This is a genomic window from Streptomyces sp. NPDC001634 (genome assembly GCF_040298185.1).
Taxonomy (GTDB): Bacteria; Actinomycetota; Actinomycetes; order Streptomycetales; family Streptomycetaceae; genus Streptomyces.
On the sequence record NZ_JBEOZU010000116.1, the window covers coordinates 1 to 25,467 of the forward strand.

Below are 25,467 nucleotides of genomic sequence, written 5' to 3' on the forward strand. Positions count from 1 at the left end.
CCTGGGCCGGGGACGCCGTACCCGCGCGGGCCGCCGAGGGGCCGCGACGGCTCGCCGCCTCCGTACGTGAGAACACACATACCGGGCCGCTGCCCGCGCCCGCCCGGAACGCACCCGCGCTGCGCGCCCTCGACGACGCGCTGCTGCACGCCGCCGACGCCTTCGACCGGGGCGGCGACGGACGCGACCTGCACGCCCGGCGCCGTACCGCCACATCCGTGCTGCGCACCGCCCTCGGCCCCGGAGGGCGCGAGTACGGACTCCGGGTCGCCCTCAGTTTCGGGGCCGGCGCGGCCGTCGCACAGGCGCTGCACCACGCCCACTGGTACGGGCAGCACACGCACTGGTACTGGCTCCCCGCCACCGCCGTCTTCCTGGTCAAGCCCGACCTCGGGCCGCTGCTCTCGCGCGTGCTGTGCCGGGCCGCGGGGACAGTGCTGGGTGCCGTCGTCTTCGCCGGATGCGCCGCCGTGGTGCCCCGGCCCGCCGGGCTCATCGCGATCGTCGCGCTGTGCGGGGCGCTCATCCCCGTCGCCACGCGCCACTTCGCCGCGCAGACCGCCGTCGTCACCGTTCTCGTTCTCGCCCTCGTGATGGTCGGCGGGGAGTCCCAGGCCTCCTGGAGCCGGATCGGGGAGACGCTGCTGGCCTGCGGGATCGTGCTGCTGGTCGGGCATCTGCCGGCGCCGGGACAGCGCGGCGGCACCGTACGGGCGCGGCTGACCCGAGCGGTGGAGGCCGCGCACGCCTACCTGACGCACGTGCTGACCAGCGAGGACGACCGGGCCGGGCGCTGGGCGCTGCGCCGCGAGGCCTACCGCGCGCTCGCCGAGGCCCGCCTCGCGATCGACCTGGCCGCCGCCGAACTCCCCGCCCTCGCCCGGCACACGAAGGGCACGGACGAGGTGGCCACCACGCTCGAACGGCTCGTCGACACGACCACCGCGTGCGCCGTGCACCTCGACGACACCGGACGGCTCACGCCCCGCCACCGCGAACGGCTCGCGGAACTCCTCGACGAACTCGCCGAGCGGCGCGCGCACGCCGGACTCGGCACCGAGGACGCGCCCGTCCTGCCCCTTGCGGTCTAGCGGAGCGACCGGCGTCTACTGCCCCACCTGCACCCACACCGGCGCATGGTCCGACCCCGGTACCCCGCGCCGTTCGCCCGGGTCGGCTCCGACGGACGGCAGCCGGAGCGCGTCGCCCGGCAGGCCCGTGCCCGCCGCGGTGAGGCGGTGGACCAGCTGATGGCTCACCAGTATGTGGTCGATCAGTTCGCGCCGCCCGGAGGTGACGCGCGAGTACCGCTCGTCCGCGGGAATCAGCGGCGCCACGTCCCACAGACGCACGGCGTCGCCCCGGTCCGGCTTCTCGTATCCCGGTGTGCCGATCTCGGAGCCGGGCGGGCCCAGCAGGATCTGGGTGGTCGCCGCCTGCACCTCGTCGTTCATGTCGCCGAGCAGCGCCACGTCGCGGGTGCGGCCCTCGCCCGCCAGCAACTCGTCGGCGAGCGCGCGCAACGCCGTTGCCTCGGCAGCCCGCCGGTAGAGGGCGTACGCGCCGTAGCGGGCCCGTTCGCCCTCGTCGTGCGGCTGGAACCGGCCGTCCGGGTACGACAGCAGCTTCGACTTCAGATGGGCCACCGCGACCTTCAGTGTCAGCGCCTGAGCGGCGATCTCCACCGCCAGGAAGCCACGGCCCGCGTGCGCCACGGGCGTGCCGTCGTCGTCTCCCTGCACGGGCCGCAGGTGCTCCGGAAACGCGTTGGTGTCGGCGAGCACCCGTGGCTGCGGGCGGCTGAGGAAGCCGACCCGGATGCCGCGGCCGTCCGGGTGCTGCGAAAGCGTGACGTGCCACTCGCCGTCCAGCATCCCGGCCAGGTCCGCCAGTGCTTCGGGGTCCCCGACCTCCTGGACGCCGAGCAGAGTCGGGTCGAGTTCCGTGATCACGGCGGCGAGGGCGGCGAGCTTGGTCTCGTACGCCTCCTTGTCCTTGGGGCCGAACGGGCCTCCAGGCCGGTAGAGGTTCTCCAGGTTCCAGGTGCCGAGGAGCATGCAGGGCTCCTTCCAGAAGCCGGACGGCGGGCTGTGCTGAGGCCAGCGTGCGCGCGGATCCGGCGGGGGAACAGGGCGGCGACGGGATGCGCGGTTCACGTCGCCCGGGGATACGACCGGGCCGTACGGTGACGGGATGACGTCGACTCCGGCCGATCGGCCGACTGTTCCCGCTGACCTCATCATCACCGGATGCACCGTCCTCGTGCACGACGATCATGAGCGGGTCGGCTTCGCGGAGGACGCCGCGATCGTCGTACGGGGCGGGGCCGTGGCGTCGGTGACGGGGGCCGCGGACGTCAGGGACCTCCCCGCCGTCGAGCGCATCGACGCACGCGGCCAGGTGGCGCTGCCCGGACTGATCAACTGCCACACCCACTCACCGATGGTCGCCCTGCGCGGCATCGCCGAGGACCTGCCCGTGGAGGAGTGGTTCAACGACTACGTCTGGCCCATCGAGTCCAACCTCACGGAAAAGGATGTGGAGTTGGGCGCCCGGCTCGCCTGTGCGGAGATGATCCGCGGCGGCGTCACCTGCTTCGCCGACCACTACTTCTCGATGGGGACGGTCGCCTCCGTCGTGGCCGAGTGCGGCCTCCGCGCCCACCTGGGGGAGGCGTTCTTCTCCTCGGGGGGTGCCCAGGGGCGCCGGAAGTCGCTGGAGTTCGCGCTACGGCACCGGGGTGCCGCCGACGGCCGCATCACCACCGCGCTCGCACCCCACGCCCCGTACACCGTGCACGACGCGGACCTGGCGGCCACCGCCGGACTCGCCCGGGAACACGGCCTCCCCGTGCACATCCACGCCGCCGAGAACCGTGAGCAGACCGAGACCAGCCTGGCCCGGCACGGCCGAACGCCCATCGAAGTCCTTGAGGCCGCAGGGCTCCTCGACACGGACCTGCTCATCGCACACGGCACCGGCATCATCGAGCGCGACCTGCCGGTGCTGGAGCGTGCGGCCGGAGGCGTGGCCGTGGCGACCGCGCCCCGTGGCTGTCTCAAGTTCGCCTGGCCCACCACGACACCCGTACGGGCCCTGCGTGCCCTCGGAATCCCCGTCGGGCTCGCGACCGACGGCGCCGCTTCGAACAACTCGCTCGACGTGTGGGAGTCCATGGCGCTCACCTCCCTGGCGCAGAAGTCGGCCGAGGGCGACCCGCGCTGGCTGACGTCCCGTCAAGCCCTGCATCACGCCACACTGCAGAGCGCCCGGGCAGTCGGCCTCGGCGACCGCATCGGCAGCGTCGCGCCGGGGCGCCGCGCGGACATCGTCCTCGTCGATCTCACCGGAGCGCACACCCAGCCCGTCCACGACCTCGCCGCCACCCTCGTGCACAGCACCCGCGCTTCGGACGTCCGCACCACGATCGTCGACGGGCAGGTCCTCATGCGGGACCGCGAGCTGCTGACGATCGATCTGCCGGCGACCGTACGGGAGCTGGGGGAACGGCTGCCCGCGCTCGTCGACCGCAGTCACGCCACCCGGATCCAGGAGTACGGCACATGATCGCGGATGCATCTCCATGCCGGGACAAAAGGGTTGTTCTGGGAGATTCCTCTCGACTTCGCGTTGACCGAGTGTCGAGTACGTCTCAGTACCGTCACGTCATGAGCCGTTCACCCTGGGGTAGGCGTTTAACTCTATGAGCCGATCGGGATCGGCTCGCCGAAACTCGGCGTGGCAAGGAGGTGCAGGGTGAACGGGCGAACGGTGCTGGAGCGCTTTCCCGCCGGCGGGCCGCGCGGCTCATGGCCGGCGGAGGAGTTCGCGCAGGCGCGGCGCCTGGAGGGGCAGCCCGCGGAGGTCGTCATGGACCTGGCGACGGACGCGTTCCTGGTGATCGTGCCGGGGACCGACGCAGCCGAGTGACCGCCGCGCGTCGGACTCAGCCGGCCTCGGGGGCCGGCACCTTCGCAGCGAACTGCTCGGCCTGAAGCGCGTACAGCTCCGCATAGACGCCGCCCGCGGCCAGGAGCTCGTCCGGGGTGCCGGACTCCACGAGCCGCCCCTGGTCCAGGACGTGCACCAGGTCGGCGTGGCGTACCGAGGCCAGCCGGTGCGTGATCAGGACGACCGTCTGGCCGGAACCCGCAAGCGCACGGATCTTCTCGAAGACCTCCAGCTCGGCCCGGGCGTCGAGGGCGGCCGTCGGCTCGTCCACGATCAGGATCTGTCCGCGCCGGTAGGCGGCCCGTGCGATGCCGAGCCGCTGCCACTGCCCGCCGGACAGTTCGTGCCCGCCGCTGAAGCCGCGCGCGAGGAGCGTGTCGAGGCCGCGCGGCAGGTCGGCCACGACGTCCTGGGCACCGGCCTGGGTGATGGACGCGTCGAGGCGCTCCTCGGTCAGGGGCGCGCTCGTGCGCCCGATGGCGACGTTGACGCGGGCCGTGAACGGCCACCGTTTGAAGTCCTGCGCCACCATCGCGACGCGCTCGGCGAGTTGCTGCCGGTCGGCGGTCGCCGCGTCGACGTCGTCCCACAGGATCCGGCCGCCGTCGGGTGCGTACAGCCCGGCGAGGAGTTTGACCAGGGTCGTCTTGCCGGACCCGTTCTCGCCGACGAGCGCCACGATCCGGCCGAGCGGCATGGACAGCGTGACGTCCTTCAGGGCGGGCCGGTTCGAGGTGCCCGGGTAGGTGAAGGTGACGTTCTCGAAGCGGATCTCGCCCGGGTCCTCGGGCAGCGGTTCGCCGCCCACCGGGATCGCACGCTTGGCCGCCTCGACGTAAAGGCGCTGCAGATCGCCCACGAACAGGGCCTCCTCGTGCAGCGAGTTGACCTCCAGGACGAGAGTGTCGAGGCTCGCCGAGCCGGTGCGGATCGCGATGACCGCCGTGCCGGCCACGGACAGCGACATCGCACCCGCGAGCAGCAGTCCGCCCAGCGTCGCGTACGTCGCCACGGTGGCCAACCCGGTCCAGGCGGCCGCGAACAGACCGGTACGGGCCGCGAGCCGGGCCAGTCGGGCCTGTTCGGCCTCGGCGCTCTCCGACATCGAACGGAAGTGGCGCAGCAGGAACGGGGCGACGCCGTGCACGCGGATCTCCGGGGCGGCGGCGGGCTCGGTGAGCAGACCGCTGAGCAGGTGGCCCGCGCGCGCGTGCTGCACCCAGGCGTGGAAGGACTCGTAGCGGCGCCGGGCGATCGTCAGGGCGCTCCATGCGCTGGGCAGCGTCATCGTCACCAGGAGCGGGAGCAGCGCGGGATGCAGGACCGTCAGCACACCCGCCGCCGCGATCAGCGAGATCATCGCGTTCACGACCCGCGTGGCCATCGCGATCATGCGGCGGGCGGACGCGGAACCGTACTGCGCGGTGTCCAGCAGCTTGTGGAAGGCGTCGTCCTCGATCGCGGACAGCTCCACGGCCGCCGCGCGCTCCAGATACAGCTCGGTCGCGACCCGCTCCACCTTCGGCTCCAGCCGTCCGGTGGCATACGTCGACGCGGCCCGCAGCAGGGCGGCCAGCAGCATCACCGCGGCGACCGCGACCAGTGCCGGGACCGCGCCGCGCAGCCGGTCCTCGACCGGGCCGCTCGTCATCAGCCGCCCCAGCACCGAGTTGACCGCCAGCAGGCTCACCGCCTGCGCGACGCCACGGCCCAACTCGGCGCCCAGGACGACGCGGGCGGCTCGCCGGTCCGCCTGCCAGGCGAGCCGGAAGCTGGAGGCGAGCAGCGACGGCAGCTGTGTGACCATGGCCCGGAAGTTCAGCTCCAGGAATGCGTCGGAGTGCTGCGACCAGCCCATGTCGTAGCGCAGCGGACCGCCGAAGAGCAGCGATTCCGAGTCGGATGTGGCCGGTCCCGGCTCACCGGACTTCTTCCCGCCGGCGTTGGCGGGTCGGTTTCGTACTTGCCTCGCCACGCATGACCTCCCCCGAGTGCGCACGATCGATGGTCTCCCCAGAAACGCATCCCTCCATCCGTGCGCGCAAAGGAGTTTCGGCAGAACAGGCGATCTTCGGACCGTGCGATTGACGGCGGGGGCGCCGACTGCGGTTGTCGGTCCGGGCCGTTGTCGGTGACATCTACGTGTCGACCGGGGCGTATGCCGGGACGCCGTCTCTCAAACGCGTGCTGTTCGTCCTGGGGCCCGTCTCCGACAGCCGCGGCACAACCGCACGCGCCCGTGCGTCACATGGACGGTCCGAACGTCACATGGACGGACGTACGGTCATGCGCTGATCGGACGCGACCATGCCGGAGGAGTGCCCGTGACCCGGCACAGCGCCAGATAGAGCGGGATCGGCGGGGTGTAGGGCACGTTGTCGTTCGGCCGGTGAATCAGTCCGGGGGTGCCCGGCGCGTCCGGTACGAGCGCTCCCCTGACATAGCGCGCGGGCGCCGGCCAGTCCAGGGCGACATCGGAGTCGCTCGGCACGATCCACCACCAGTCGGCCCGGTCGGCGTACACACAGCCCACCCGCGGCAGCCGGGGCAGCAAAAGTGGTCCGTAGTGGGCGGGCACGGCCACCGCGTCGCAGCCGAGGGGGACCGCCATGCCGTCGGGAAGGGGGATCCGGAGCTGCCCGGACACCGCCCCGGACGTCTGCCGTGCCCGCCCCAGTCGGACCAGCGAGTCCAGGGTCATGACCTGTGCGGTTCGGGGTCCAGCGGCCTGCGCACCCCTCACGCCCATTCGGTCCCCGGTCCCCGGTATGCGCCGGCCCCGGAACCCCGGCCGTCCGCCGGGCGCTTCTTCGCACTCCACCCCAGGTCGGAGCGTGCCTCGCCGTTCGCCGGCGGCTTCTTGGCGCTCCAGCCGAGGTCGGACCGTGCCCCGGTGTCCTCCGATGCCCGGGACCTGTCGCCGGAACACGACAGGTCCCGGGACGGCTGCGCCGGATGAGGCCGTTCGCCGGACGCGGGCTGCTCGGCCGCCCGCTTCAGCTCGGCCCAGACCAGCAGTCCGGGCCCCGCCTCCTGGGCTCCCCAGGCCCGGCACAGGGCCGCGACGAGAAGCAGTCCCCTCCCGTGCTCCTCCTCGGGGCGCTGCGCAACGGGGTGCGGCTCGCCCGGAGCGCAGCCCTCGTCGCGTACGGCTATGCGCACCAGGTCGTCCTCGTCCTGCAGTTCACAGACGACGTGTTCCCCCGCGGTGTGCACGATCGCGTTGGTGACCAGCTCGGAGACGACCAGGGTGGCCGTGTCGCAGGTGTCGTCGCACACCGCCCAGCCGGACAGACGTGCACGCGTCAACCGCCGCGCCTGTGCGACGGAACTCGGATGGGCGGGCAGCTCGAAGCGGAACCTGCGCTCGCGGGGCGCGCCGGGGCGCAGCCCTGTGGCGCCGCCCAGGCCGAACCGGTCTGCGGCGTCTGTTCCTAACTGAGCGGACGGAATCACGCTTGCCACTATCGCCTTGGCCTGAACACTTGGCAAGAGTCACTCTGAAAATTGCAGAGTGCAGTGTGACTCCGAGAAGGGGCGTGGCACACTGCTCGCAACAGCACGCCGAACGGCGCCAGTTGGAATCTGAAGCACGGACCTCCGAGTCCGGTGCCCGCGTCGGGAGTTCGCAGATCGAGTTCGAACATGCGCGTGGAACGGTGCGAAAAGGTTTCGAACGGCGCCATCCGGGCTGTCATGACACGGGAGGACGGGAGGGGGCGCGGGATGAGCGAGCCGCGATCGGCGCCGACGGTCGGTCAGGTCGTCCTCGGCCGACGCCTGCTGGACCTGCGTGAACGGGCCGGTCTCAAGCGGGAGGAGGCCGCGCGCATCCTGCGCGTCGCACCCGCCACCGTCCGCCGCATGGAGACGGCCGAGGTCGCCCTCAAGATCCCTTACCTTCAGCTGCTGCTGAAGTCGTACGGGGTCGGCGACGAGGAGGCCGAGGCCTTCGTCCAACTGGCCGAGGAGGCCAACCAACCGGGCTGGTGGCAGCGGTTCCACGACATCCTGCCGGGCTGGTTCTCGATGTACGTCAGCCTGGAGGGCGCCGCCGCGCTCATCCGCCAGTACGAGCCCCACTTCGTGCCCGGCATCATGCAGACCGAGGAGTACGCCCGAGGTGTGCTGAAGTCCGGCGCCATCGGGCAGACCAGTCCCGAGGACATCGAGCGCCATGTGGCGTTGCGCATGCAGCGCCAGGACCTGCTCACGCGCGAGAACGCCCCCCGCATCTGGGCCGTGATGGACGAGACCGCGCTGCGCCGACCGGTCGTCGGCCCTCAGGTCATGCGCGCCCAGGTCGAGAGACTGCTGGAGGTCACGAAGCTGCCCCATGTGACGCTGCAGGTACTCGAGTTCTCCTCGGGCCCGCACCCCGGCACGTACGGGCCCTTCGTACTGTTCCGATTTGCCATGTCAGAACTGCCCGACATGGTCTACAGCGAGTACCTGACCGGCGCCGTCTACCTGGATGCGCGCGCCGAGGTGGCGACCCATCTCGAGGTCATGGACCGCATGGCGGCCCAGGCCGCTACGGCACAACGCACGAAGGAGATCCTCGAGGATCTCCGCAAGGAGCTGTGAATGGATCGCATCACGCCGCGCAAACGCGTCTACAACGGCATGCCCGCCCGCGAACTGGGCAGCGAGGGCTGGCACAAGCCGTGGAGCGGCGGCAACGGCGGCAACTGCCTGGAGGCGATGAAGCTCGCCGACGGCCGGATCGCCGTCCGCCAGTCCACCGACCCGGACGGGCCCGCGCTGATCTACACCTCCGACGAGATGACCGCGTTCATCGAAGGGGCCAAGGCGGGGGAGGCGGACTTCCTGCTCTCGTAACTCCCTTGTTGACTCGCTTGTTGATCCACATAAATTGGCACTCAGTTGATCATTGACTGTCCCAGAGACTTATGGAGTTCCTCATGACCGGGCAGGACCCCGCCCAGGACGCAGTCGTCATGGACACCAGCAAGCCGCACCCGGCGCGCATGTACGACTGGTACCTCGGCGGGAAGGACAACTACCCCGTCGACGAGGAGATGGGCCGGCAGATGCTCGCCCTCGACCCGAGGGTGCCCGTGATGGCACGGGTCAACCGCGCGTTCATGCACCGCGCCACGCGCTGGCTGGCCGAGAACGGCGTACGGCAGTTCCTGGACATCGGCACCGGCATACCGACCGAGCCGAACCTCCACCAGATCGCCCAGCAGATCGCGCCGGACGCGCGCGTCGTCTACTGCGACAACGATCCGATCGTGCTGGCCCATGCCGCGGCCCTGCTGCGCAGCACGCCCAAGGGGATGACCGAGTACCTGCAGGCCGACGTGCGCGACCCGGCCACCATCATCGACGGTGTCAAGCGGATCCTGGACCTCGACCGGCCGGTGGCGCTTTCCCTCGTCGCCCTGCTGCACTTCGTCTCCGACGAGGACGGCGCGCACGAGCTGGTCCGCCGGCTGCTGTCCGAACTGCCCTCCGGCAGCTATCTGATGATGACCCATGCCACCGCGGACTTCACTCCGGAGGAGTCGGCGGCGGCGACCGCGAAGCTCAAGGCCTCCGGAGTCACGCTGGCGCTCCGCTCGCGCGACGAGTTCGCCCGCTTCTTCGACGGACTCGACCTCGTCGAACCCGGCGTCGAGGTCGTCGACAAGTGGCACCCGGAGCTGGGCGAGCCCGTTCCCGGGCAGGACGACGGGGTCATTCCCGGCTACGGGGCGGTGGGCCGCAAGCCGTAGTCACGGGCTGCTGTCCCCGGGGCCGGGCGCCTCGCCGACGATGTCGGGGAACCGTCCGGCTCTGCGGGGGCTCGCCAAGCCGCCGCGGTCACCCCACACCGTGCCTCTTCACTGCGCCTCTTCGGGTTCACTGCGCCTCTTCGGGCCGTCGCTCCTCTGGAGCGACGGGTCTCGTTCTCGGAAACCGCAACCGCAACCGCAACTGCAACCGCAACTACAACCACAACCACGTCCGAAGCCGAAGCCTCGGCTACGCCGTCATCGGCCGGTCATACGGTCCGATCGGCGCCGGCAGGCGCGACGCGCCGCCCGTCAGCCGCCGGTCCACCGCCGCCGCCACGGCCCGCCCCTCCGCGATCGCCCACACGATGAGCGACTGTCCGCGTGCGGCGTCCCCGGCGGCGTACACGCCCGGGACGTTCGTCGCGAAGTCCTCGTCCCGCGCGATCGTCCCGCGCGCGTCGAGCGCGAGCCCGAGCTGGTCGATCAGCCCGTCCCCGCGATCGGGCCCGGAAAACCCCAGCGCGAGCAGCACGAGGTCGGCGGGGAGCGTCCGCCCGGTGCCCGGCAGCGGCTGCCGCCGCTCGTCGACCTCGACCAGGTGCAGCGCCCGTACGTGTCCGTCGGCGTCCCCCGTGAAGCGGAGCGTGGACGCCGCGAAGAGCCGCGCGTCCGCGTCCGCCGCGGGCGCCGTCCCCAGATCGCGCGCCTCCTCGTGCGCGGCGGACAGCCGGTAGATCTTCGGATACGTCGGCCACGGCTCGGCGGTCTCGTCCCGCTCCGCCTCCGGCAGCGGATAGATGTCGAGCTGGGTCACGGACGCGGCCTTCTCGCGCACCGCTGTCCCCAGACAGTCCGCCCCGGTGTCGCCGCCCCCCACGATCACGACGTGCTTCCCGGCCGCCGACAGCGGTGAGACCTCCAGATCCCCCTCGCACACCCGGTCGGCCAGCGGCAGATACTCCATCGCCTGATGAATCCCGGCCAACTCCCGCCCGGGCACATCCAGTTCACGCCAGGCAGTGGCACCGGTCGCGAGCACCACGGCGTCGTAGCGCGCCCGCAGCTCGACGGCCCCGATGTCCTTCCCTATGGCCGTCGACGTACGGAACTTCGTCCCCTCGGCCCGCATCTGCTCCAGCCGACGGTCCAGATGCCGCTTCTCCATCTTGAACGCCGGTATCCCGTACCTGAGCAGCCCCCCGACCCGGTCCGCCCGTTCGTACACCGCCACCGTGTGTCCGGCGCGCGTGAGCTGCTGGGCCGCCGCGAGTCCGGCCGGCCCCGACCCGACGACCGCGACGGTCCGCCCCGACAGCCGCTCCGGCGGACGCGGCGGTGCGAACCCCTCCTCCCAGACCCGGTCCGCGATGGCCACCTCAACGTTCTTGATCGTGACCGCGGGCTGGTTGATGGCGAGGACGCACCCGGCTTCGCACGGTGCCGGGCACAACCGGCCCGTGAACTCGGGGAAGTTGTTCGTGGCGTGCAGCCGGTCGCTCGCCTTCCGCCAGTCCTCGCGCGAGACGAGGTCGTTCCACTCGGGGATCAGATTCCCGAGCGGGCAGGCGTCGTGGCAGAACGGAATCCCACAGTCCATGCAGCGGTTCGCCTGTCGGCTGATGATCGGCAGCAGTGCGCCCGGGACGTAGACCTCGTTCCAGTCCCGGACCCGTTCCTCGACCGGCCTGCGGGGCCATTCCTCGCGGGGAGTGGTCATAAAACCCTTGGGATCGGCCATGGCCGTCTCCCTTGTGTACATGTACGGGATCGTTTCGTGCCACGATACGACGGCGCCGCCCCGTCCGCCCCTCGCCGACGGGGGCCTCGGCGCGGGGCCGGAGGGCAGGGGCGAGCGCCTCAGCGCCCTCAGGACGCTCTGGGCCCTGACGTCTCTGAGGGGGCCTCTGGGTATCTGGAAGGCCTCAGGTGAGGGCGAGGACGTAGGACACCGTGGCGCCGGCCGACGCGGCCAGGCGGACGTGGTTCCACATCGTCCACTCGCTCACGTACGTGCGCCAATACACGGCCGCCTCCGGGGAACCGGGGTCAATCTTCAGGAGCGCGTCGTTGCGGGGCACGTTCGCCACGGCGGTCACTCCGAAGGCACCTATCAGATACAGGGCGCTGCCGACCAGGAGCTCCACCCTGCCGTCGTCGGGCCACAGCACGAAGGTCACCACGGCGAGCACAGCGCACAGCACGGCCGCACCCACGAACACGATCATGAATGCCGGTGTCATCGCGGCTTTGTTGATCGAGTTCATCGCCGCGACGCCCTGCGCGGGCGGGAGCGAGCCGAGCCCCTTCATCACCAACGTCGAGAACCCGCAGAACACCCCCGCCATCAGCCCCGTCGCGAACACTCCCAGCACGATCAGCACCAAGTACGGCCCATCGATCATGTCAACTCCCACGTCGATCCCCCGAGCCCAGAGATCCTTCCCGCCACTCCTCGTCACTACAAGTGAAATCACGTACAAGATCGGTGAACATGTGCGGGTCGCGTGGGTGCATGCCCGAGAGCCCAAGGGCGAGGATGCCCGCGCGTCCGGAGGGTGCGGCGAGGATGCCCGCGCGTCCGGAGGGTGCGGCGAGGATGCCCGCGCGTCCGGAGGGTGCGGCAGGACGCCCCGCGTCGGCAGGCAGTCGGCTTGGGTTCACGCCGCCTCCTCAGGACTCCACTCCCGCAGCACCCTCTCCACGCCCTCCGCGATGCGCCGCCGCGCCTCGGGCCGCGGTACCCCGTTCATGAGCAGCTCGTCGTACGGCGTCTCCGTATGGCGTACGGCCGCCCGGACCGCGGCCGTCACCGCCTCCGGCGACAGCGCCCGCCCCGCCGCAGTGCGCCCGACCCGTCCGCTTCCGCGAGCCGACGCATGCGCCGCGATAGCCTCCGCCCGCCCGGCCGGGCACCCGGGAAACAGCCGCTGGATCTCCTTCGCGAACGCCTCCGTGAACCGCACGTCCTCCGCCGCCCGACGCCGTGCGTCCCGCGCCCGACGTCTGCGCCGGGCCTCCGCATCCGCCAGGCACCGCTCCTCGGCCAGCGCGAGCGCGGCCTCCTCGACGAGCACCCCCTGCCGCTCGTACCGGCCCCGGCGCCGGTCGAACCGCACCACCACCGCCGACAGCCCACTCGCCTCCCGTGAGCGCCGGGTCAGCGCCGTGTCACCCCGCGGAAGGAACACCAGGTGCCCGAGGTCCGCGCAGTCCAGACATCGCGGCGTCCCCTCCTCCAACACCAGCAACGACAACGGCCCGCGCCGGCACCGGGCACAGTGCCGCCGCCTGATCGGCTGGAACGCGAGAAGCCCGCTACGGGGCTGGGAAGTTGCGGTCGGCGCCATAGCCGCTTCATTCCCGCCCGACCACGCCGCGACCGCGACGGACCCGTCCGCTGCCATGACTCCGACTGACTCCGACGCCGAACCGCCCCGCGTCGGTCATACCCTCACCCCGCTCGGCCGCACACCCTCGTCCCCCTTCCCGGCGCCGTCCGCACCCGGAGCACCGTCCACCTCCAGGATCTCCTCCCCGTCCGTCTCGCCCACGCCCATGGCGCACCTCGCCCCCGAACGATCTCAGAGTCCGGCACCCGGCGCCCGTAGCGTCGTGGGTTCCCCGGCGCGGCGCGGCATCATGGGCCCTGTGCGACTCGAAGCGATCACCTGGGAACGGCTCGGCGACCTCCTCGCCGATCGGCTGCTCGACCTGAAGCCCGCCGACGGCAGCCCCTGGCCGCGTATCGCCTTCGACGGAGCCCCGGCCGCGCGTCCCGGCGACCTCGCCCAGCGCGTGTCCGACGCGCTGCGGATACGTGGCCGCCCCTCCCTCGTCGTCGGCGCGGAGGGCTTTCTGCGCCCCGCCTCCCTCCGTTTCGAGCACGGCCACCGGGACCCGGAGTCCTACTACCAGGGCTGGCTCGACACCGGCGCCCTCTGGCGCGAGGTCTTCGGCCCCCTCGAACCCGGCGGCGACGGCCGCCTCCTGCCCGACCTGTGGGACCCGGTCACCGACCGCGCCACCCGCAGCCCCTACGCCCAACTCCCGCACAGCGGACTTCTGTTGCTTCACGGCCCCCTCCTCCTGCGACACTGGTTCCCCTTCGATCTGACCGTCCACCTGCTCCTCTCGCCCGGCGCCCTCCGCCGCCGCACCCCGGAGTCCGAGCACTGGACCCTCCCCGCCTTCGAGCGCTACGAGGCGGAGACGGACCCTGCCGCCACCGCCGACGTCCTCATCCGCGCGGACGACCCCCGCCACCCCGCCTGGAACGGCTGAACGCGCGCCCGCCCCGCACTGCGTCCGCGCACTCACCTTGCGATCCGGACGTTCCGGGTGCATTCACCCCGCGACACGGCGAGAATGAAGGGCGCCGGGACCTGCGGTGCGTCCCGTGCCGCGCCGGCCGTCCGGCATCGGGAGGTACTTCATGACCACCGCCGGAGACATCATGCACCGTGGTGCCCAGTGGATCCCCGCACACGAGACTCTGGACCGCGCCGCCCAGCTGATGCGCGAACTCAACGTGGGTGCGCTGCCCATCAGTGACGAGAACGAGCGGCTCTGCGGCATCCTCACCGACCGCGACATCGTCGTCGGCTGCGTGGCCATGGGCCACGACCCCTCACGTGTGACCGCGGGCGACATGGCCAAGGGCACACCGCGCTGGATCGACGCGGACGCCGATATCGACGAGGTGCTCGTGGAGATGCAAGGGCACCAGATCCGTCGGCTTCCTGTCATCGAGAACAAGCGTCTCGTCGGCATGATCAGCGAGTCCGACCTGCCCCAGCACCTGACGGGTGATCAGCTCGCCACCTGGGTCGAGAACGTCTACGCGAGGAACACTCCGCGCTGACCCGGCCTGCTCACCATCGGCCCTCGTCCGGCTGGACGTCCGACCGCCCGGCCCACCCGCACGTGTCGAGCGCTGCGGGCCCGCCGGGGATGCCGGGCGCACCCGGGCGGGGGCGCGCCGAGGTCACAGCCAGCCGTTGCGCTTGAACCCGCGGTACAGGACGAGGCAGGCGGCGGCGATCACGACGATGACCATCCCGTAGCCGAACTGCCAGTGCAGTTCCGGCATATATGTGAAGTTCATGCCGTACACACCGGTGACCATGGTCGGCACCGCGATCAGTGCGGCCCAGGCCGTGATCCTCCGCATGTCCTCGTTCTGCGCGACGCTGACCTGTGCCAGATGCGCCTGCAGGATCGAGTTGAGCAGCTCGTCGAAGGCGGCTATCTGCTCGGTGGCGCGCAGCAGATGGTCGGAGACATCCCGGAAGTACGCCTGTATCTCCGGGTCGATCACCCGGATCGGGCGGGTGGCCAGCTCCTGGATGGGGCGGTCCAGCGGCGCCACCGCCCGCTTCAGCTCCAGGAGTTCACGCTTGAGCTGATAGATGCGGCCCGGATCCACCCGTGCGCCGTTCTCCGCGAACACGTCGGTCTCGACCTGGTCGATGTCCGCCTGCACCGCGTCCGTGACGTTCAGATAGTCGTCCACCACATGGTCCGCGATCGCGTGCAGCACCGCGGCGGGTCCCTTCGCAAGCTGCTGTGGGTTGGCCTCCAGCTGCTCGCGCAGCGGGCCGAGCGAACCGTGTCGGCCGTGCCGCACCGTGATGACGAAGGCGCGGCCGATGAACACCATGATCTCGCCGGTGTTCACCACTTCGCTCGTGGCGGTCAATTCCTTGTGCTCCACGTAGCATACGGTCTTGAAGACCGCGAACAGCGTGTCCCCGTACCGCTCCAGCTTGGGGCGCTGATGGGCCTCCACCGCGTCCTCGACCGCCAGCGGGTGCAGGTCGAAGAGTTCGGCGATGCCCGCGAACTCCTCGTCCGTCGGCTCGTGCAGCCCGAGCCAGACGAAGCCGTCGCCGCTCTTCCGGAGCCGCTCGACGACGTCAACCAGATCGCCGCCGCCGGGGACACGCACGCCGTCCTGGTAGGTCACGCAGTTGACCACGGCGGAGCCCAGCGGCGACCGGGCGGGGTGGCTCAGATCGACGCGCGCACGACCCCGCGCCAACCGCGCCACCTTGCGGAGGCCGCCGACTTTGCCGAGGCCCGTGACCTTCCGCAGATTCCCTGCCATGGACATCTGGATCTCCTTGGGTGGATCTCCCCGCGCCGCATTCCGCGCCTTCGCGAGCCAGTCTGCCAGCCCGTACCGATCGCCGGAGAAGCCTGTGGAAATGGAGCATTCCGCTTCGCTGCGCGGGTTGTGTCACTGCCGCGGCCCGGCTGTGATGGCAGCGCGGAGCGTCGTCGCGCATGAACAAGCGGGCCAACTGGAATGATCTCCGCATGACGCCAACCGACGGGTATCTCCTCGACAACCGGCAGGCCGAGGCGGGCCGGCGTTTCGACGCGCTCTCTGCGCTTTTCGACCCCACGACGTTCCGCCATATCGAGAGCCTCGGCATCGGACTCGGCTGGCGCTGCTGGGAGGTCGGTGCCGGCGGCACCTCCGTGATCTCCTGGCTCGCCAAGAAGGTCGGACCGACCGGAAAGGTCGTCGCGACCGACATCGACACCTCGTGGGCGGCATCGGCGGCACGCCCCCCGATCGAGATCCGCACCCACGACGTGGGCGCCGAGGAACCGCCGGGAGAGGACTTCGACCTCGTGCACGCCCGGCTCGTCCTCGTCCATGTCACGGACCGGGACCGGGCGTTGCGCTCGATGATCAAGGCGCTGCGCCCCGGCGGACGGCTCCTGGTCGAGGACGCGGACCCGCAGCTCCAGCCGCTCAGCTCCCCGGACGAGTACGGCCCCGAGCAGCAGCTCGCCAACCGTCTGCGCAAGGGCTTCCGAGCGCTCCTCGCCGAGCGCGGCGCCGACCTGTCGTACGGCCGCAGGCTTCCGCGCCTGCTCCGCGAGGCGGGCCTGGAGCGCGTGGAGGCCGACGCATATTTCCCCATCGCCTCGCCGGCCTGTGCGGACCTCGAGTCCGCGACGGTCCGTCAGATCCGTGACGAGCTCGTCTCTACCGGCCTCGCCACGAACGAGGAGATCGACCGTCACCTGTCCCATGTCGCCTCCGGGGCGATGGACCTGGCCACGGCCCCGATGATCTCGGCCTGGGGGCGCAAGGCGTAGGGGCAGTGCCGCGTTCGGCGCGCCGAACGCACCGGAGGCCTGCCGGACGTCTACCGGACGCCTCTGTCCGACGGTCTCCCTCCCACCTTCTCGACCGCCATGGCCCCCGCCTTGCACCCTTCCGCCGCCGCCTCTTCGGGCTGCGCCCCCGCGAGCAGTGCCGCCAGAAACGTCCCCGTGAACGCGTCGCCCGCGCCCGTCGTGTCCCGAGGGGTGGCCGGGACCGCCGGGATCCGGGCTCGGACCGCTCCCGACGCGGCCACCAGAGCTCCCTTCGCGCCCAGCTTGGCGACCACCAGCGGGACGTGACGGCTCAACTTGGCGGCCGCGTCCGCCGGGTCGGGCAGCCCCGTCAGCAGACGCACCTCGTCGTGGCTGGGCAACAGTACGTCGACGCCTTCGATGAGGCTCAGGAACCGGTCCACGCCCAGCACGGTGAGAAACCCCGCCGACGCCGGATCCAGGCTCACCGGCACTCCACGCGCGCATGCCGCCCCCAGGGCCACCGCCGCCAGCGCCCGGCTGGGCTCGGAGAAGAGCAGGTAGCCCGAAAGATGCAGCCGTACGACCCCGTCGAGCAACGCGTCCGACCAGTCATCGGGGGCCAGCCGCAGCGACGCGCCGCTGTCCGTGAGAAAGGTGCGCTCCGCCGAGGCGCCCCTGTCCACCAGGCAGATCACCGTCCCCGTGGGTGCCTCGGGGTCGATGACGAGATGGGGCCGTACGCCCGACGCCGTCAGCTCCCGCTCGTGCCAGGCGGCCGCCTCGGCCCCGACGCGTCCGAGGAGCCGCACGTCGGGGCAGCCCCCATGGGCCGCCCAGCACGCCACGTTCGCGCCCGCGCCACCGGGCACGGTCCGGATGACGGCGGCCGTGTCCGTGCCCGGCGCAAGCGGCCCGATGTGCCGGGCGACGACATCCGTGACGACGTCCCCGACGACCAGCAGCGCTGTGCTCATGTCTCTGCCCAGGCCGCCGCGATCCGCGCGGCGAGTCGTACGTTGCCGCGCACCGCCGCGAGATTGGCGCTCAACGAGGCCCCGTCGGTGTGCCGTACCAGATAGTCGAGCAGGAACGGAGTGACCGCCTGACCGGTGACGCCCTGCTCCTCGCACGCCCGCAGCGCGTCGGCGAGCACGCGTGCGTGGAGCCCGGGATCCAGCTGCTCCTTCTCCGGGACCGGATTGGCGACGATCAGCGCCGACTCCGGACCGTCCAGCGCATCCTGCGCCTGCATGACGTCCGCCACCTGCCTCGGCGACTCCAGCGTCCAGTCGACCGGATGCCCGGAGTCGGACAGGTAGAAGCCCGGGAAGCGCGCCGTGCGGTACCCGGCCACCGCCACGCCCAGCGTCTCCAGTCGCTGCAGCGTCGCCGGCACGTCCAGGATGGACTTCACGCCCGCGCAGACCACCGTGATCCTGGTACGGGCCAGCAGTCCCAGGTCGGCGGACTCGTCCTGGGTCACCGTCCACTCCCGGTGGACCCCGCCGAGCCCGCCGGTGGCGAACACCCGCACGCCCGCGAGGGAGGCCAGCAGCGCCGTCGCGGACACGGTCGTCGCCCCGCTCACCCTCGCGGCCACCGCGAGCGGCAGATCGCGATGCCCCAGCTTGCGGATCCCGTCCTCGTTCGCGATCCGCTCCACCTGCTCCTTGTCCAGGCCGACATGGGCCCGGCCGTCCAGAACGGCGATCGTCGCCGGTACGGCGCCCTCCTGCCGTACGACGTTCTCCAGTTCCAGCGCGACCTGGAGATTGCGCGGACGCGGCAGCCCGTGCGCGATGATCGTCGACTCCAGAGCCACCACCGGCCGGCGCGCGGCGAGCGCCTCCCGCACCTCTTCGGACACCACCAGCACGGGTCTGCCTCCTGTCTCCCGGTCTTCCCTCATCTCTGGCGGGCGGCGTCCCCGGCCAAACCCTTGCGAGCTGTGGGAGTGGACACCAGCCTGGGGGCATGACGGACAACTCGCCACGTCTCGACCATGTCGTCCTGTGGGTCCGGGACCCGGTCGCCGCTGCCGGCTTCTACGAGCAGACGGTCGGTCTGGAGCCCCTGAGGATCACTGAATTCACCGCGGGCAAGGTGTCGTTCCCTTCCGTACGGCTCAATGAGGAGACCATCTTCGACCTCGCTCCACTCTCTCTTGTGGAGGACATGCGGATGCTCCCCGGGGCCGCCGAGAGCGCCGGACATCCGGTCAACCACGTATGCCTGTCCCTGGAGGGAGACGACTTCGAGGCCCTGAGGGCACGCCTGGAGGACCGGGCCGTCCCTGTCTCGGACCTCTCGTACGGCTCCTTCGGCGCCCGCGGCACGGCCCGGCGCAGCTTCTACTTCCGGGACCCGGACGGGAACATCTTCGAGGCACGGCACTACGAGTAGCGCACGGCACTACGGCGGCGGACAAGGTGTCCCCACGTCCGTGCGGGCACCCCGCTCAGAACAGTGGCTCCGGTAGCACACCTTCGAGCGCCAGCAGCTTGCGCTTGGTCTCCAGCCCGCCTCCGAACCCGCCGATGCCGCCGTCGCTCTCGACCACGCGGTGGCACGGCACGACCACCGGCAACGGGTTCGAGCCCATCGCGACCCCCACGGCCTGGGCCGCGCCCGGCTGACCGACTCGGCCGGCCAGATCGCCGTAGCCCACCACCGTGCCGTACGGCACGCCGGACGCCAGCTCGCGTAGCACCTGGCGGTTGAACCCGGTGATCAGGGACCAGTCCAACGACAGCTCGAAGTCGCGGCGCTCACCCGCGAAGTACTCCTCCACCTGGCGTATCGCCTGGGCAAGGAGCGGAGAGCCGGGGTCCTCGACGGGCTCCGTGCCCAGCCGGGATGCGAGCCCGTCCAGCGCCTTGTCGCGTACGGCGTCGGTCGCGTGGAACACCACGTTCACCAGTCCGTCGCGTGTGGCGGCCAGCAGCAGCGGACCGATGCCCGTGGCGACGACGGTCCACACCAGTTGCTGCCCGTACTGCCCATGACTGTCCATGCGCCCACGGTACGGCGCGGCACTGACATCGCCCCGGTGTGCTGCCCCGGAGGCCGTCCGCACCCCGGATGCACCGTCCCCTCAGGAAGCGGTGACCGCCCTTCGCACCACGTCGGGCACGTTCGTGATGACGCCGTCCACACCGAAACCGGACACACGCTTGGCCGTACCCGCACTGTTGACGATCCAGGCGAAGACCTTCATCGGCTTGGCGTGCGGCCCCTTGAGCGCATGGACCGCGGAGACGTAGCCGGCGGAGAGTCCCTTGTAATCGGAGTTGATCTGGTCGGTGAACCTCGCGTAGTCAGGCAGCTGTGCCGCAGGCGGCGTGCCCAGGTACGCCGTCGTGATCGCCGGCCGCAGGCTGTGCACCATCTGCACGCTCTTCGCGCTGAAGCTCTGGACGACCAGCCGGTCCCTGAGATGGGCGCGGTCGAGCCAGCCCTCGTTGCTCAGCAGCTTGAGGACCTGGCGCTCGATCCCCGGGTACAGGTCGGGGTTCTTGATCTCCAGCAGCAGCTTCTGGTGGTTGTGCGAGACGCGCTCCATGTACTGCTTGAGCGTCGGCACGCGTGCGCCCGCAAACCGGGAGCCGAACCAGCTGCCTGCGTCCAGGCGTGCGATCTCCCCGGCGGTGAAATCCTTCACCCTCCAGGGCGCCCGGTTCGGGTACAGCTGCTTGACGTTGGTCGTGCGGTCCAGCGTGGCGTCATGGATGACGACGAGCTGACCGTCCTTGGTGCGCTGCACGTCGTTCTCGACCCAGCTGTAGCCCATGGCGGCCGCGCGATCGATGGCGGCCAGGGTGTTCTCGGGCGCGTATGCGGAGGCACCGCGGTGGCAGACGATGAGCAGGCCCTCAACGCCGTGGGCGCCGACAGGGGGAGTGGGCAGCATGATGATGCTGAGTCCGAAGAGCGCGGTGGTCGTGGCGGCGGCAACGCGCGCGTGCATACGTACTCCTTGTATCGGGTGATCACATGGAGCACCAGGGTGACAGCAAGGAGTCAAGTGGCGTGAGTGCAAGAGGGCCATAGAGCGGCTGGAGTTGTCCAAAACCACTCACAGGCGTCGCACAAGTGCGGCAGCACCGTGATTCTTTGCCGGAAAATCGTTCGACCGTTCCGGCGGGGGTCATACTCTCTGCCACAACCCTGACCGTCGTCACGGTCCTGGGGATGGGGGCATTTTCCGGAATTCAGGGACGATTCAGGGTGGGAAGGGCAGCCGCGCATGCAGGGCTCCGTCGACGGCTTCAGCTACGGACTCGTCACGCCGGTGGTGGCGTATCTCATGGCCTGCCTCGGCGGCGCGCTCGGTCTGCGCTGCACCACCAGATCGATGCTGGTCACCCAGTCCTGGAGGGCCGGCTGGCTCGCCCTGGGATCCGCCGCGATCGGGTCCGGTATTTGGACCATGCATTTCGTCGCGATGATGGGGTTCACCGTCAAGGAGACCCCCATTCACTACGACAAGGCGGTCACTTTCGCCAGCCTCGCCGTCGCCATCGTCATGGTCGGCGTGGGCGTCTTCATCGTGGGCTACCGGGGGGCTACCGGAGTGGCGCTCTTCACCGGCGGCACCATCACGGGTCTGGGCATCGCCTCGATGCACTACCTGGGCATGGCCGGGATGCGCCTCAACGGTGTGCTCGAGTACAACACCTTCACCGTCGCAGCCTCCGTCGTCATAGCGGTCGTCGCCGCGACCGCCGCCCTCTGGGCGGCCGGACAGATCCGCGGATTCCTGTGGAGCGTCGGCGCGAGCCTCGTCATGGGACTCGCCGTCACCGGCATGCACTACACGGGCATGGCCGCCCTCAGCGTCCATCTGCACGGCTCTTCCGGCACCCCGGCCGGTGACTCGCCCGCCGCCCTGCTCGCCCCGCTGATGATCGGTCCGCTCGTCTTCCTGTGCCTGGCCGGTGTCGTCGTGATGTTCGACCCGCTGATGGTCATGGGCAGGCCGGTCTGGACGCCGGTGGAGCGCAAGCCCGGAGTTCCGGCCCACCCCGAGGTCACCCACACCGGACGGCGCCCGCTGTCCCGCTCCGGCCAGCGCGCCGGACACCGGGGCTCCCGGGCCCCGCAGAACCGCTGATCCGACCCCGTTGTCAGTGCGGGGTCGTACGGTGGATTCCATGCGGCCCGTTTCACAGATCGAACGCACGGTGGCGCCCTTCGAGGTCGTCAGCCCCTACCAGCCGAACGGCGACCAGCCCACGGCCATCGCCGAGCTGGAAAACCGCATCCGCGCAGGTGAGAAGGATGTCGTCCTGCTGGGCGCGACCGGCACCGGCAAGTCGGCCACCACCGCGTGGATGATCGAGAAGCTCCAGCGCCCCACCCTGGTGATGGCGCCGAACAAGACGCTGGCCGCCCAGCTGGCCAACGAGTTCCGCGAGCTCCTGCCGAACAACGCGGTCGAGTACTTCGTCTCGTACTACGACTACTACCAGCCCGAGGCATACGTCCCGCAGTCGGACACGTACATCGAGAAGGACTCCTCGATCAACGAGGAGGTGGAACGCCTGCGTCACTCCGCGACCAACTCGCTGCTCACCCGCCGCGACGTCATCGTGGTCGCCTCGGTCTCCTGCATCTACGGCCTCGGTACTCCGCAGGAGTACGTGGACCGCATGGTCAGCCTCAGGGTCGGCGACGAGATCGACCGCGACCAGCTGCTGCGGCGCTTTGTCGACATCCAGTACACGCGCAACGACATGGCGTTCACGCGCGGTACTTTCCGGGTGCGCGGCGACACCATCGAGATCTTCCCGGTCTACGAGGAGCTGGCCGTCCGTATCGAGATGTTCGGCGACGAGATCGAGGCGCTCTCCACCCTCCATCCGCTCACCGGCGAGGTCATCAGCGACGACGAGCAGCTGTACGTCTTCCCGGCCTCCCACTACATCGCCGGCCCCGAGCGCATGGAGCGGGCGATCAGCGGCATCGAGAAGGAGCTGGAGGAGCGCCTGGCCGGGCTGGAGAAGCAGGGCAAGCTCCTGGAGGCCCAGCGGCTGCGCATGCGCACGACGTACGACATCGAGATGCTCCGCCAGATCGGCACCTGCTCCGGTGTGGAGAACTACTCGATGCACTTCGACGGCCGCGAGCCCGGCTCGCCGCCGAACACACTGCTGGACTACTTCCCGGAGGACTTCCTCCTCGTCATCGACGAGTCGCACGTCACGGTCCCGCAGATCGGCGCGATGTACGAAGGCGACGCCTCCCGCAAGCGCACCCTCGTCGAGCACGGCTTCCGGCTTCCGTCCGCCCTGGACAACCGCCCGCTGAAGTGGGAGGAATTCCAGGAGCGCATCGGCCAGACCGTCTACCTCTCGGCGACTCCGGGACAGTACGAGCTGTCCCGGTCCGACGGTCAGGTCGAGCAGATCATCCGCCCCACCGGCCTCGTCGACCCCGAGGTCGTCGTCAAGCCCACCGAGGGCCAGATCGACGACCTGGTGCACGAGATCCGCAAGCGCACCGAGAAGGACGAGCGCGTCCTTGTCACCACGCTCACCAAGAAGATGGCCGAGGACCTCACCGACTACTTCCTCGAGCTCGGCATCCAGGTGCGCTATCTGCACAGCGATGTGGACACCCTGCGCCGAGTCGAGCTGCTGCGCGAGCTGCGTTCGGGCGAGTTCGACGTCCTGGTCGGCATCAACCTCCTCCGGGAGGGCCTCGACCTGCCCGAGGTCTCCCTGGTGGCGATCCTCGACGCCGACAAGGAGGGCTTCCTGCGCTCGGGGACCTCTCTCATCCAGACCATCGGCCGCGCCGCGCGCAACGTCTCCGGCCAGGTCCATATGTACGCCGACAAGATCACCCCGGCGATGGAGAAGGCGATCGAGGAGACCAACCGCCGCCGGGAGAAGCAGGTCGCGTACAACACGGCGAACGGCATCGACCCGCAGCCGCTCCGCAAGAAGATCAACGACATCGTGGCGCAAATCGCCCGCGAGGACGTCGACACGGAGCAGCTGCTCGGCACGGGCTACCGCAAGGGGAAGGACGGCAAGGGCGCCAAGAGCCCCGTCCCCTCGCTCGGCAGCCAGGCGGGGAAGGGCGCCAAGCCCGCAAAGGGCAAGGCCAAGGAGACCGTCCCGACCGACCGTCCCGCGGCCGAACTGGCCGAGCAGATCGAGGAGCTGACGGAGCGGATGCGGGCCGCCGCCGCGGATCTGCAGTTCGAGATCGCCGCCCGACTGCGCGACGAGGTCTCGGAGATGAAGAAGGAACTGCGCCAGATGAGGGAGGCGGGCCTGGCCTGACGTCCCCGCCGCCCGTGCCGGACCCCGGCATACGCGCAGTGTGTTGCAAGACCGACACAAAGCGCGGTGCGGGGTTCGGCACTGTCAGTGCCGCTGCGTAGGGTTTTGCCATCCGCGGACTCCGCGGTCAACAGGGGAACAGCTCGAAAGGGGAACGGCGCGTGACCGTCAACTTGACCAAGGGGCAGGCCATCAGCCTGCAGAAGAACGACGGAGGCACGCTGACCGCGGTGCGCATGGGACTGGGCTGGCAGGCCGCCCCCCGGCGCGGGCTGTTCGGTTCGCGCACCCGGGAGATCGACCTCGACGCGTCCGCCGTGCTGTTCGCGGACAAGCAGCCCGTCGACGTGGTCTTCTTCCGACACCTCGTCAGCGACGACGGCTCCGTGCGGCACACCGGTGACAACCTCGTCGGCGGTGCGGGCCAGGGCGGGGACGACGAGGCGATCCTCGTCGACCTGCAGCGGGTCCCGGTCCACATCGACCAGATCGTCTTCACCGTCAACTCGTTCACGGGCCAGACGTTCCAGGAAGTGCAGAACGCGTTCTGCCGCCTCGTCGACGAGACCAACGGGCAGGAGCTGGCCCGCTACACGCTGGCGGGCGGCGGCGCGTACACGGCGCAGATCATGGCGAAGGTGCACCGCTCGGGCGCGGGCTGGACGATGACTGCCCTGGGCACCCCGGCCAACGGCCGCACCTTCCAGGACCTGATGCCGGCGATTCTGCCCCACCTGTAGGGGGCTGACGGCCGGCACACGAAGCGACGTACGTAGGGGGACGAGGCGATGACGGCCGAGCTGGTCCGGGGGCAGAACCATCCGCTGTCCCAGGTCCGACTTGAGGTCCGGGTGTCGGCCGGCAAGCCGATCGTGGCCGGGGCCACGCTCAGCGACGCACAGGGCAAGGTGTGCGGCATCGAGTGGGTGGCCCACCCGGGCGCGCCCACCCTGCCCGGCCTCGAGGTCTCCAAGCAGGCGGCGGCCGACCACCGCCTTGCGTTCGACCTGGACGCCCTGCCGGAGAGTGTGCACCGCGTCAACGTGCTCCTCGCTCTCCCGACGGGGATCGGCGGTCCGGTTCGATTCGGAGCCCTCGACGCCCCCTTCGTCGCCGTCACCGGCCTCGACGGCTCCGAGGTCGCCAGATACACCATCACCGGTCTGGACTCCGAGTCCGCCGTCATCGCGCTGGAGCTCTACCGCAGGCAGGGCGCCTGGAAGGTCCGCGCGGTCGGCCAGGGGTACGCGGGCGGCCTCGCCGCGCTGCTCACCGACCAGGGCCTGCCGGAGGCCGGGCAACTCGCGGGCAGCATCAACGAAGCGGTGGCCCAGGGCCTGGCGCGCTCGGTGGCACCGCCCCCGCCGCGCCTGCCGGAGAGC

26 protein-coding genes are annotated in these 25,467 nt (G+C 70.6%); 14 read left to right on the forward strand and 12 right to left on the reverse strand.

The window, feature by feature from the left end; translation table 11 throughout:
- On the forward strand, positions 1-1,091 hold a 1,091-nt coding region (locus ABT186_RS42570), incomplete at its 5' end, for an FUSC family protein (RefSeq protein WP_351929721.1).
- Positions 1,092-1,106: 15 nt separating this feature from the next.
- On the opposite strand, the gene ABT186_RS42575 is transcribed toward ABT186_RS42570, so the two are convergent.
- Positions 1,107-2,057 carry an endonuclease/exonuclease/phosphatase family protein gene (locus ABT186_RS42575; RefSeq protein ID WP_351227361.1) on the reverse strand — a complete coding sequence of 317 codons (951 nt, stop codon included), beginning with the start codon at positions 2,055-2,057 and terminating at the stop codon, positions 1,107-1,109.
- 136 nt (positions 2,058-2,193) lie between these two features.
- Between ABT186_RS42575 and ABT186_RS42580 the strand changes: the two genes are divergently transcribed.
- Positions 2,194-3,567 carry an amidohydrolase gene (locus ABT186_RS42580; protein ID WP_351227359.1) on the forward strand — a complete coding sequence of 458 codons (1,374 nt, stop codon included), beginning with the start codon at positions 2,194-2,196 and terminating at the stop codon, positions 3,565-3,567.
- Positions 3,568-3,756: 189 nt separating this feature from the next.
- The gene (locus tag ABT186_RS42585) at positions 3,757-3,930 is read left to right on the forward strand and encodes a DUF8839 family protein (protein WP_351227357.1); all 174 of its coding nucleotides are present in this window, start codon (positions 3,757-3,759) and stop codon (positions 3,928-3,930) included.
- A gap of 16 nt (positions 3,931-3,946) precedes the next feature.
- On the opposite strand, the gene ABT186_RS42590 is transcribed toward ABT186_RS42585, so the two are convergent.
- From ABT186_RS42590 to ABT186_RS42600, 3 genes are all read right to left on the reverse strand, one after another.
- Positions 3,947-5,809 (reverse strand): ABC transporter ATP-binding protein, encoded by a 1,863-nt coding sequence (locus ABT186_RS42590; protein ID WP_351929739.1) that lies wholly within the window; start codon positions 5,807-5,809, stop codon positions 3,947-3,949.
- Positions 5,810-6,235: 426 nt separating this feature from the next.
- Complete coding sequence (locus tag ABT186_RS42595) at positions 6,236-6,700, reverse strand: hypothetical protein (protein WP_351227355.1); 465 nt, start codon at positions 6,698-6,700, stop codon at positions 6,236-6,238.
- A complete protein-coding gene (locus ABT186_RS42600) occupies positions 6,691-7,416 on the reverse strand; it encodes an ATP-binding protein (protein WP_351227353.1) in 726 nt (241 codons plus the stop codon). Before ABT186_RS42600 ends, ABT186_RS42595 begins: the two co-directional genes overlap by 10 nt.
- Before the next feature lie 261 nt (positions 7,417-7,677).
- Here ABT186_RS42600 and ABT186_RS42605 point away from each other — a divergent pair, with 261 nt between their 5' ends.
- From ABT186_RS42605 to ABT186_RS42615, 3 genes are all read left to right on the forward strand, one after another.
- Entirely contained in the window at positions 7,678-8,538 is an 861-nt protein-coding gene (locus ABT186_RS42605) for a Sco1979 family transcriptional regulator (RefSeq protein ID WP_351227351.1), read from the forward strand.
- Positions 8,539-8,793 (forward strand): DUF397 domain-containing protein, encoded by a 255-nt coding sequence (locus tag ABT186_RS42610; protein WP_351227349.1) that lies wholly within the window; start codon positions 8,539-8,541, stop codon positions 8,791-8,793.
- An 83-nt stretch (positions 8,794-8,876) separates the two neighbouring features.
- Complete coding sequence (locus tag ABT186_RS42615; protein ID WP_351929723.1) at positions 8,877-9,692, forward strand: SAM-dependent methyltransferase; 816 nt, start codon at positions 8,877-8,879, stop codon at positions 9,690-9,692.
- A gap of 250 nt (positions 9,693-9,942) precedes the next feature.
- On the opposite strand, the gene ABT186_RS42620 is transcribed toward ABT186_RS42615, so the two are convergent.
- From ABT186_RS42620 to ABT186_RS42630, 3 genes are all read right to left on the reverse strand, one after another.
- Positions 9,943-11,433 carry a glutamate synthase subunit beta gene (locus ABT186_RS42620; RefSeq protein ID WP_351929725.1) on the reverse strand — a complete coding sequence of 497 codons (1,491 nt, stop codon included), beginning with the start codon at positions 11,431-11,433 and terminating at the stop codon, positions 9,943-9,945.
- Between the two features lie 184 nt (positions 11,434-11,617).
- Entirely contained in the window at positions 11,618-12,097 is a 480-nt protein-coding gene (locus ABT186_RS42625; RefSeq protein WP_351227343.1) for an anthrone oxygenase family protein, read from the reverse strand.
- Positions 12,098-12,352: 255 nt separating this feature from the next.
- Positions 12,353-13,042, reverse strand: coding sequence for a DUF2293 domain-containing protein (locus ABT186_RS42630; protein WP_351929727.1), 690 nt, complete (start codon positions 13,040-13,042; stop codon positions 12,353-12,355).
- A gap of 292 nt (positions 13,043-13,334) precedes the next feature.
- Between ABT186_RS42630 and ABT186_RS42635 the strand changes: the two genes are divergently transcribed.
- Both ABT186_RS42635 and ABT186_RS42640 read left to right on the forward strand, forming a co-directional pair.
- Positions 13,335-13,976, forward strand: coding sequence for a nucleoside/nucleotide kinase family protein (locus tag ABT186_RS42635; RefSeq protein ID WP_351929729.1), 642 nt, complete (start codon positions 13,335-13,337; stop codon positions 13,974-13,976).
- Positions 13,977-14,127: 151 nt separating this feature from the next.
- On the forward strand, positions 14,128-14,556 hold the full coding sequence (locus ABT186_RS42640; RefSeq protein WP_351227337.1) for a CBS domain-containing protein: 429 nt from the start codon (positions 14,128-14,130) through the stop codon (positions 14,554-14,556).
- A gap of 123 nt (positions 14,557-14,679) precedes the next feature.
- On the opposite strand, the gene corA is transcribed toward ABT186_RS42640, so the two are convergent.
- Positions 14,680-15,807, reverse strand: coding sequence for a magnesium/cobalt transporter CorA (gene corA, locus ABT186_RS42645; RefSeq protein WP_351227335.1), 1,128 nt, complete (start codon positions 15,805-15,807; stop codon positions 14,680-14,682).
- Between the two features lie 206 nt (positions 15,808-16,013).
- Here corA and ABT186_RS42650 point away from each other — a divergent pair, with 206 nt between their 5' ends.
- Positions 16,014-16,808 carry a methyltransferase domain-containing protein gene (locus ABT186_RS42650; protein ID WP_351227333.1) on the forward strand — a complete coding sequence of 265 codons (795 nt, stop codon included), beginning with the start codon at positions 16,014-16,016 and terminating at the stop codon, positions 16,806-16,808.
- A 50-nt stretch (positions 16,809-16,858) separates the two neighbouring features.
- On the opposite strand, the gene ABT186_RS42655 is transcribed toward ABT186_RS42650, so the two are convergent.
- Together ABT186_RS42655 and ABT186_RS42660 are read right to left on the reverse strand one after the other, a co-directional pair.
- Entirely contained in the window at positions 16,859-17,767 is a 909-nt protein-coding gene (locus ABT186_RS42655; protein ID WP_351929731.1) for a carbohydrate kinase family protein, read from the reverse strand.
- Positions 17,764-18,702, reverse strand: coding sequence for a pseudouridine-5'-phosphate glycosidase (locus ABT186_RS42660; protein WP_502973498.1), 939 nt, complete (start codon positions 18,700-18,702; stop codon positions 17,764-17,766). The genes ABT186_RS42655 and ABT186_RS42660 overlap by 4 nt, the downstream gene beginning before the upstream one ends.
- Before the next feature lie 65 nt (positions 18,703-18,767).
- On the opposite strand from ABT186_RS42660, the gene ABT186_RS42665 reads away from it, so the two are divergent.
- Positions 18,768-19,196, forward strand: a complete 429-nt coding sequence (locus tag ABT186_RS42665; RefSeq protein ID WP_351227327.1) for a VOC family protein — start codon at positions 18,768-18,770, stop codon at positions 19,194-19,196.
- 55 nt (positions 19,197-19,251) lie between these two features.
- Here ABT186_RS42665 and ABT186_RS42670 read toward each other — a convergent pair whose 3' ends face one another.
- Complete coding sequence (locus ABT186_RS42670; protein WP_351227325.1) at positions 19,252-19,806, reverse strand: methylated-DNA--[protein]-cysteine S-methyltransferase; 555 nt, start codon at positions 19,804-19,806, stop codon at positions 19,252-19,254.
- A gap of 81 nt (positions 19,807-19,887) precedes the next feature.
- On the reverse strand, positions 19,888-20,760 hold the full coding sequence (locus ABT186_RS42675) for a glycerophosphodiester phosphodiesterase (protein ID WP_351227323.1): 873 nt from the start codon (positions 20,758-20,760) through the stop codon (positions 19,888-19,890).
- A gap of 279 nt (positions 20,761-21,039) precedes the next feature.
- On the opposite strand from ABT186_RS42675, the gene ABT186_RS42680 reads away from it, so the two are divergent.
- The 4 genes from ABT186_RS42680 to ABT186_RS42695 form a co-directional block, all read left to right on the forward strand.
- Positions 21,040-21,906, forward strand: coding sequence for an MHYT domain-containing protein (locus ABT186_RS42680; RefSeq protein WP_351227321.1), 867 nt, complete (start codon positions 21,040-21,042; stop codon positions 21,904-21,906).
- Positions 21,907-21,946: 40 nt separating this feature from the next.
- Positions 21,947-24,085 (forward strand): excinuclease ABC subunit UvrB, encoded by a 2,139-nt coding sequence (gene uvrB / locus ABT186_RS42685; protein ID WP_351929735.1) that lies wholly within the window; start codon positions 21,947-21,949, stop codon positions 24,083-24,085.
- 161 nt (positions 24,086-24,246) lie between these two features.
- The gene (locus tag ABT186_RS42690) at positions 24,247-24,825 is read left to right on the forward strand and encodes a TerD family protein (RefSeq protein WP_351227317.1); all 579 of its coding nucleotides are present in this window, start codon (positions 24,247-24,249) and stop codon (positions 24,823-24,825) included.
- Between the two features lie 48 nt (positions 24,826-24,873).
- The coding region (locus ABT186_RS42695; protein ID WP_351929737.1) for a TerD family protein at positions 24,874-25,467 on the forward strand (594 nt) is incomplete at its 3' end.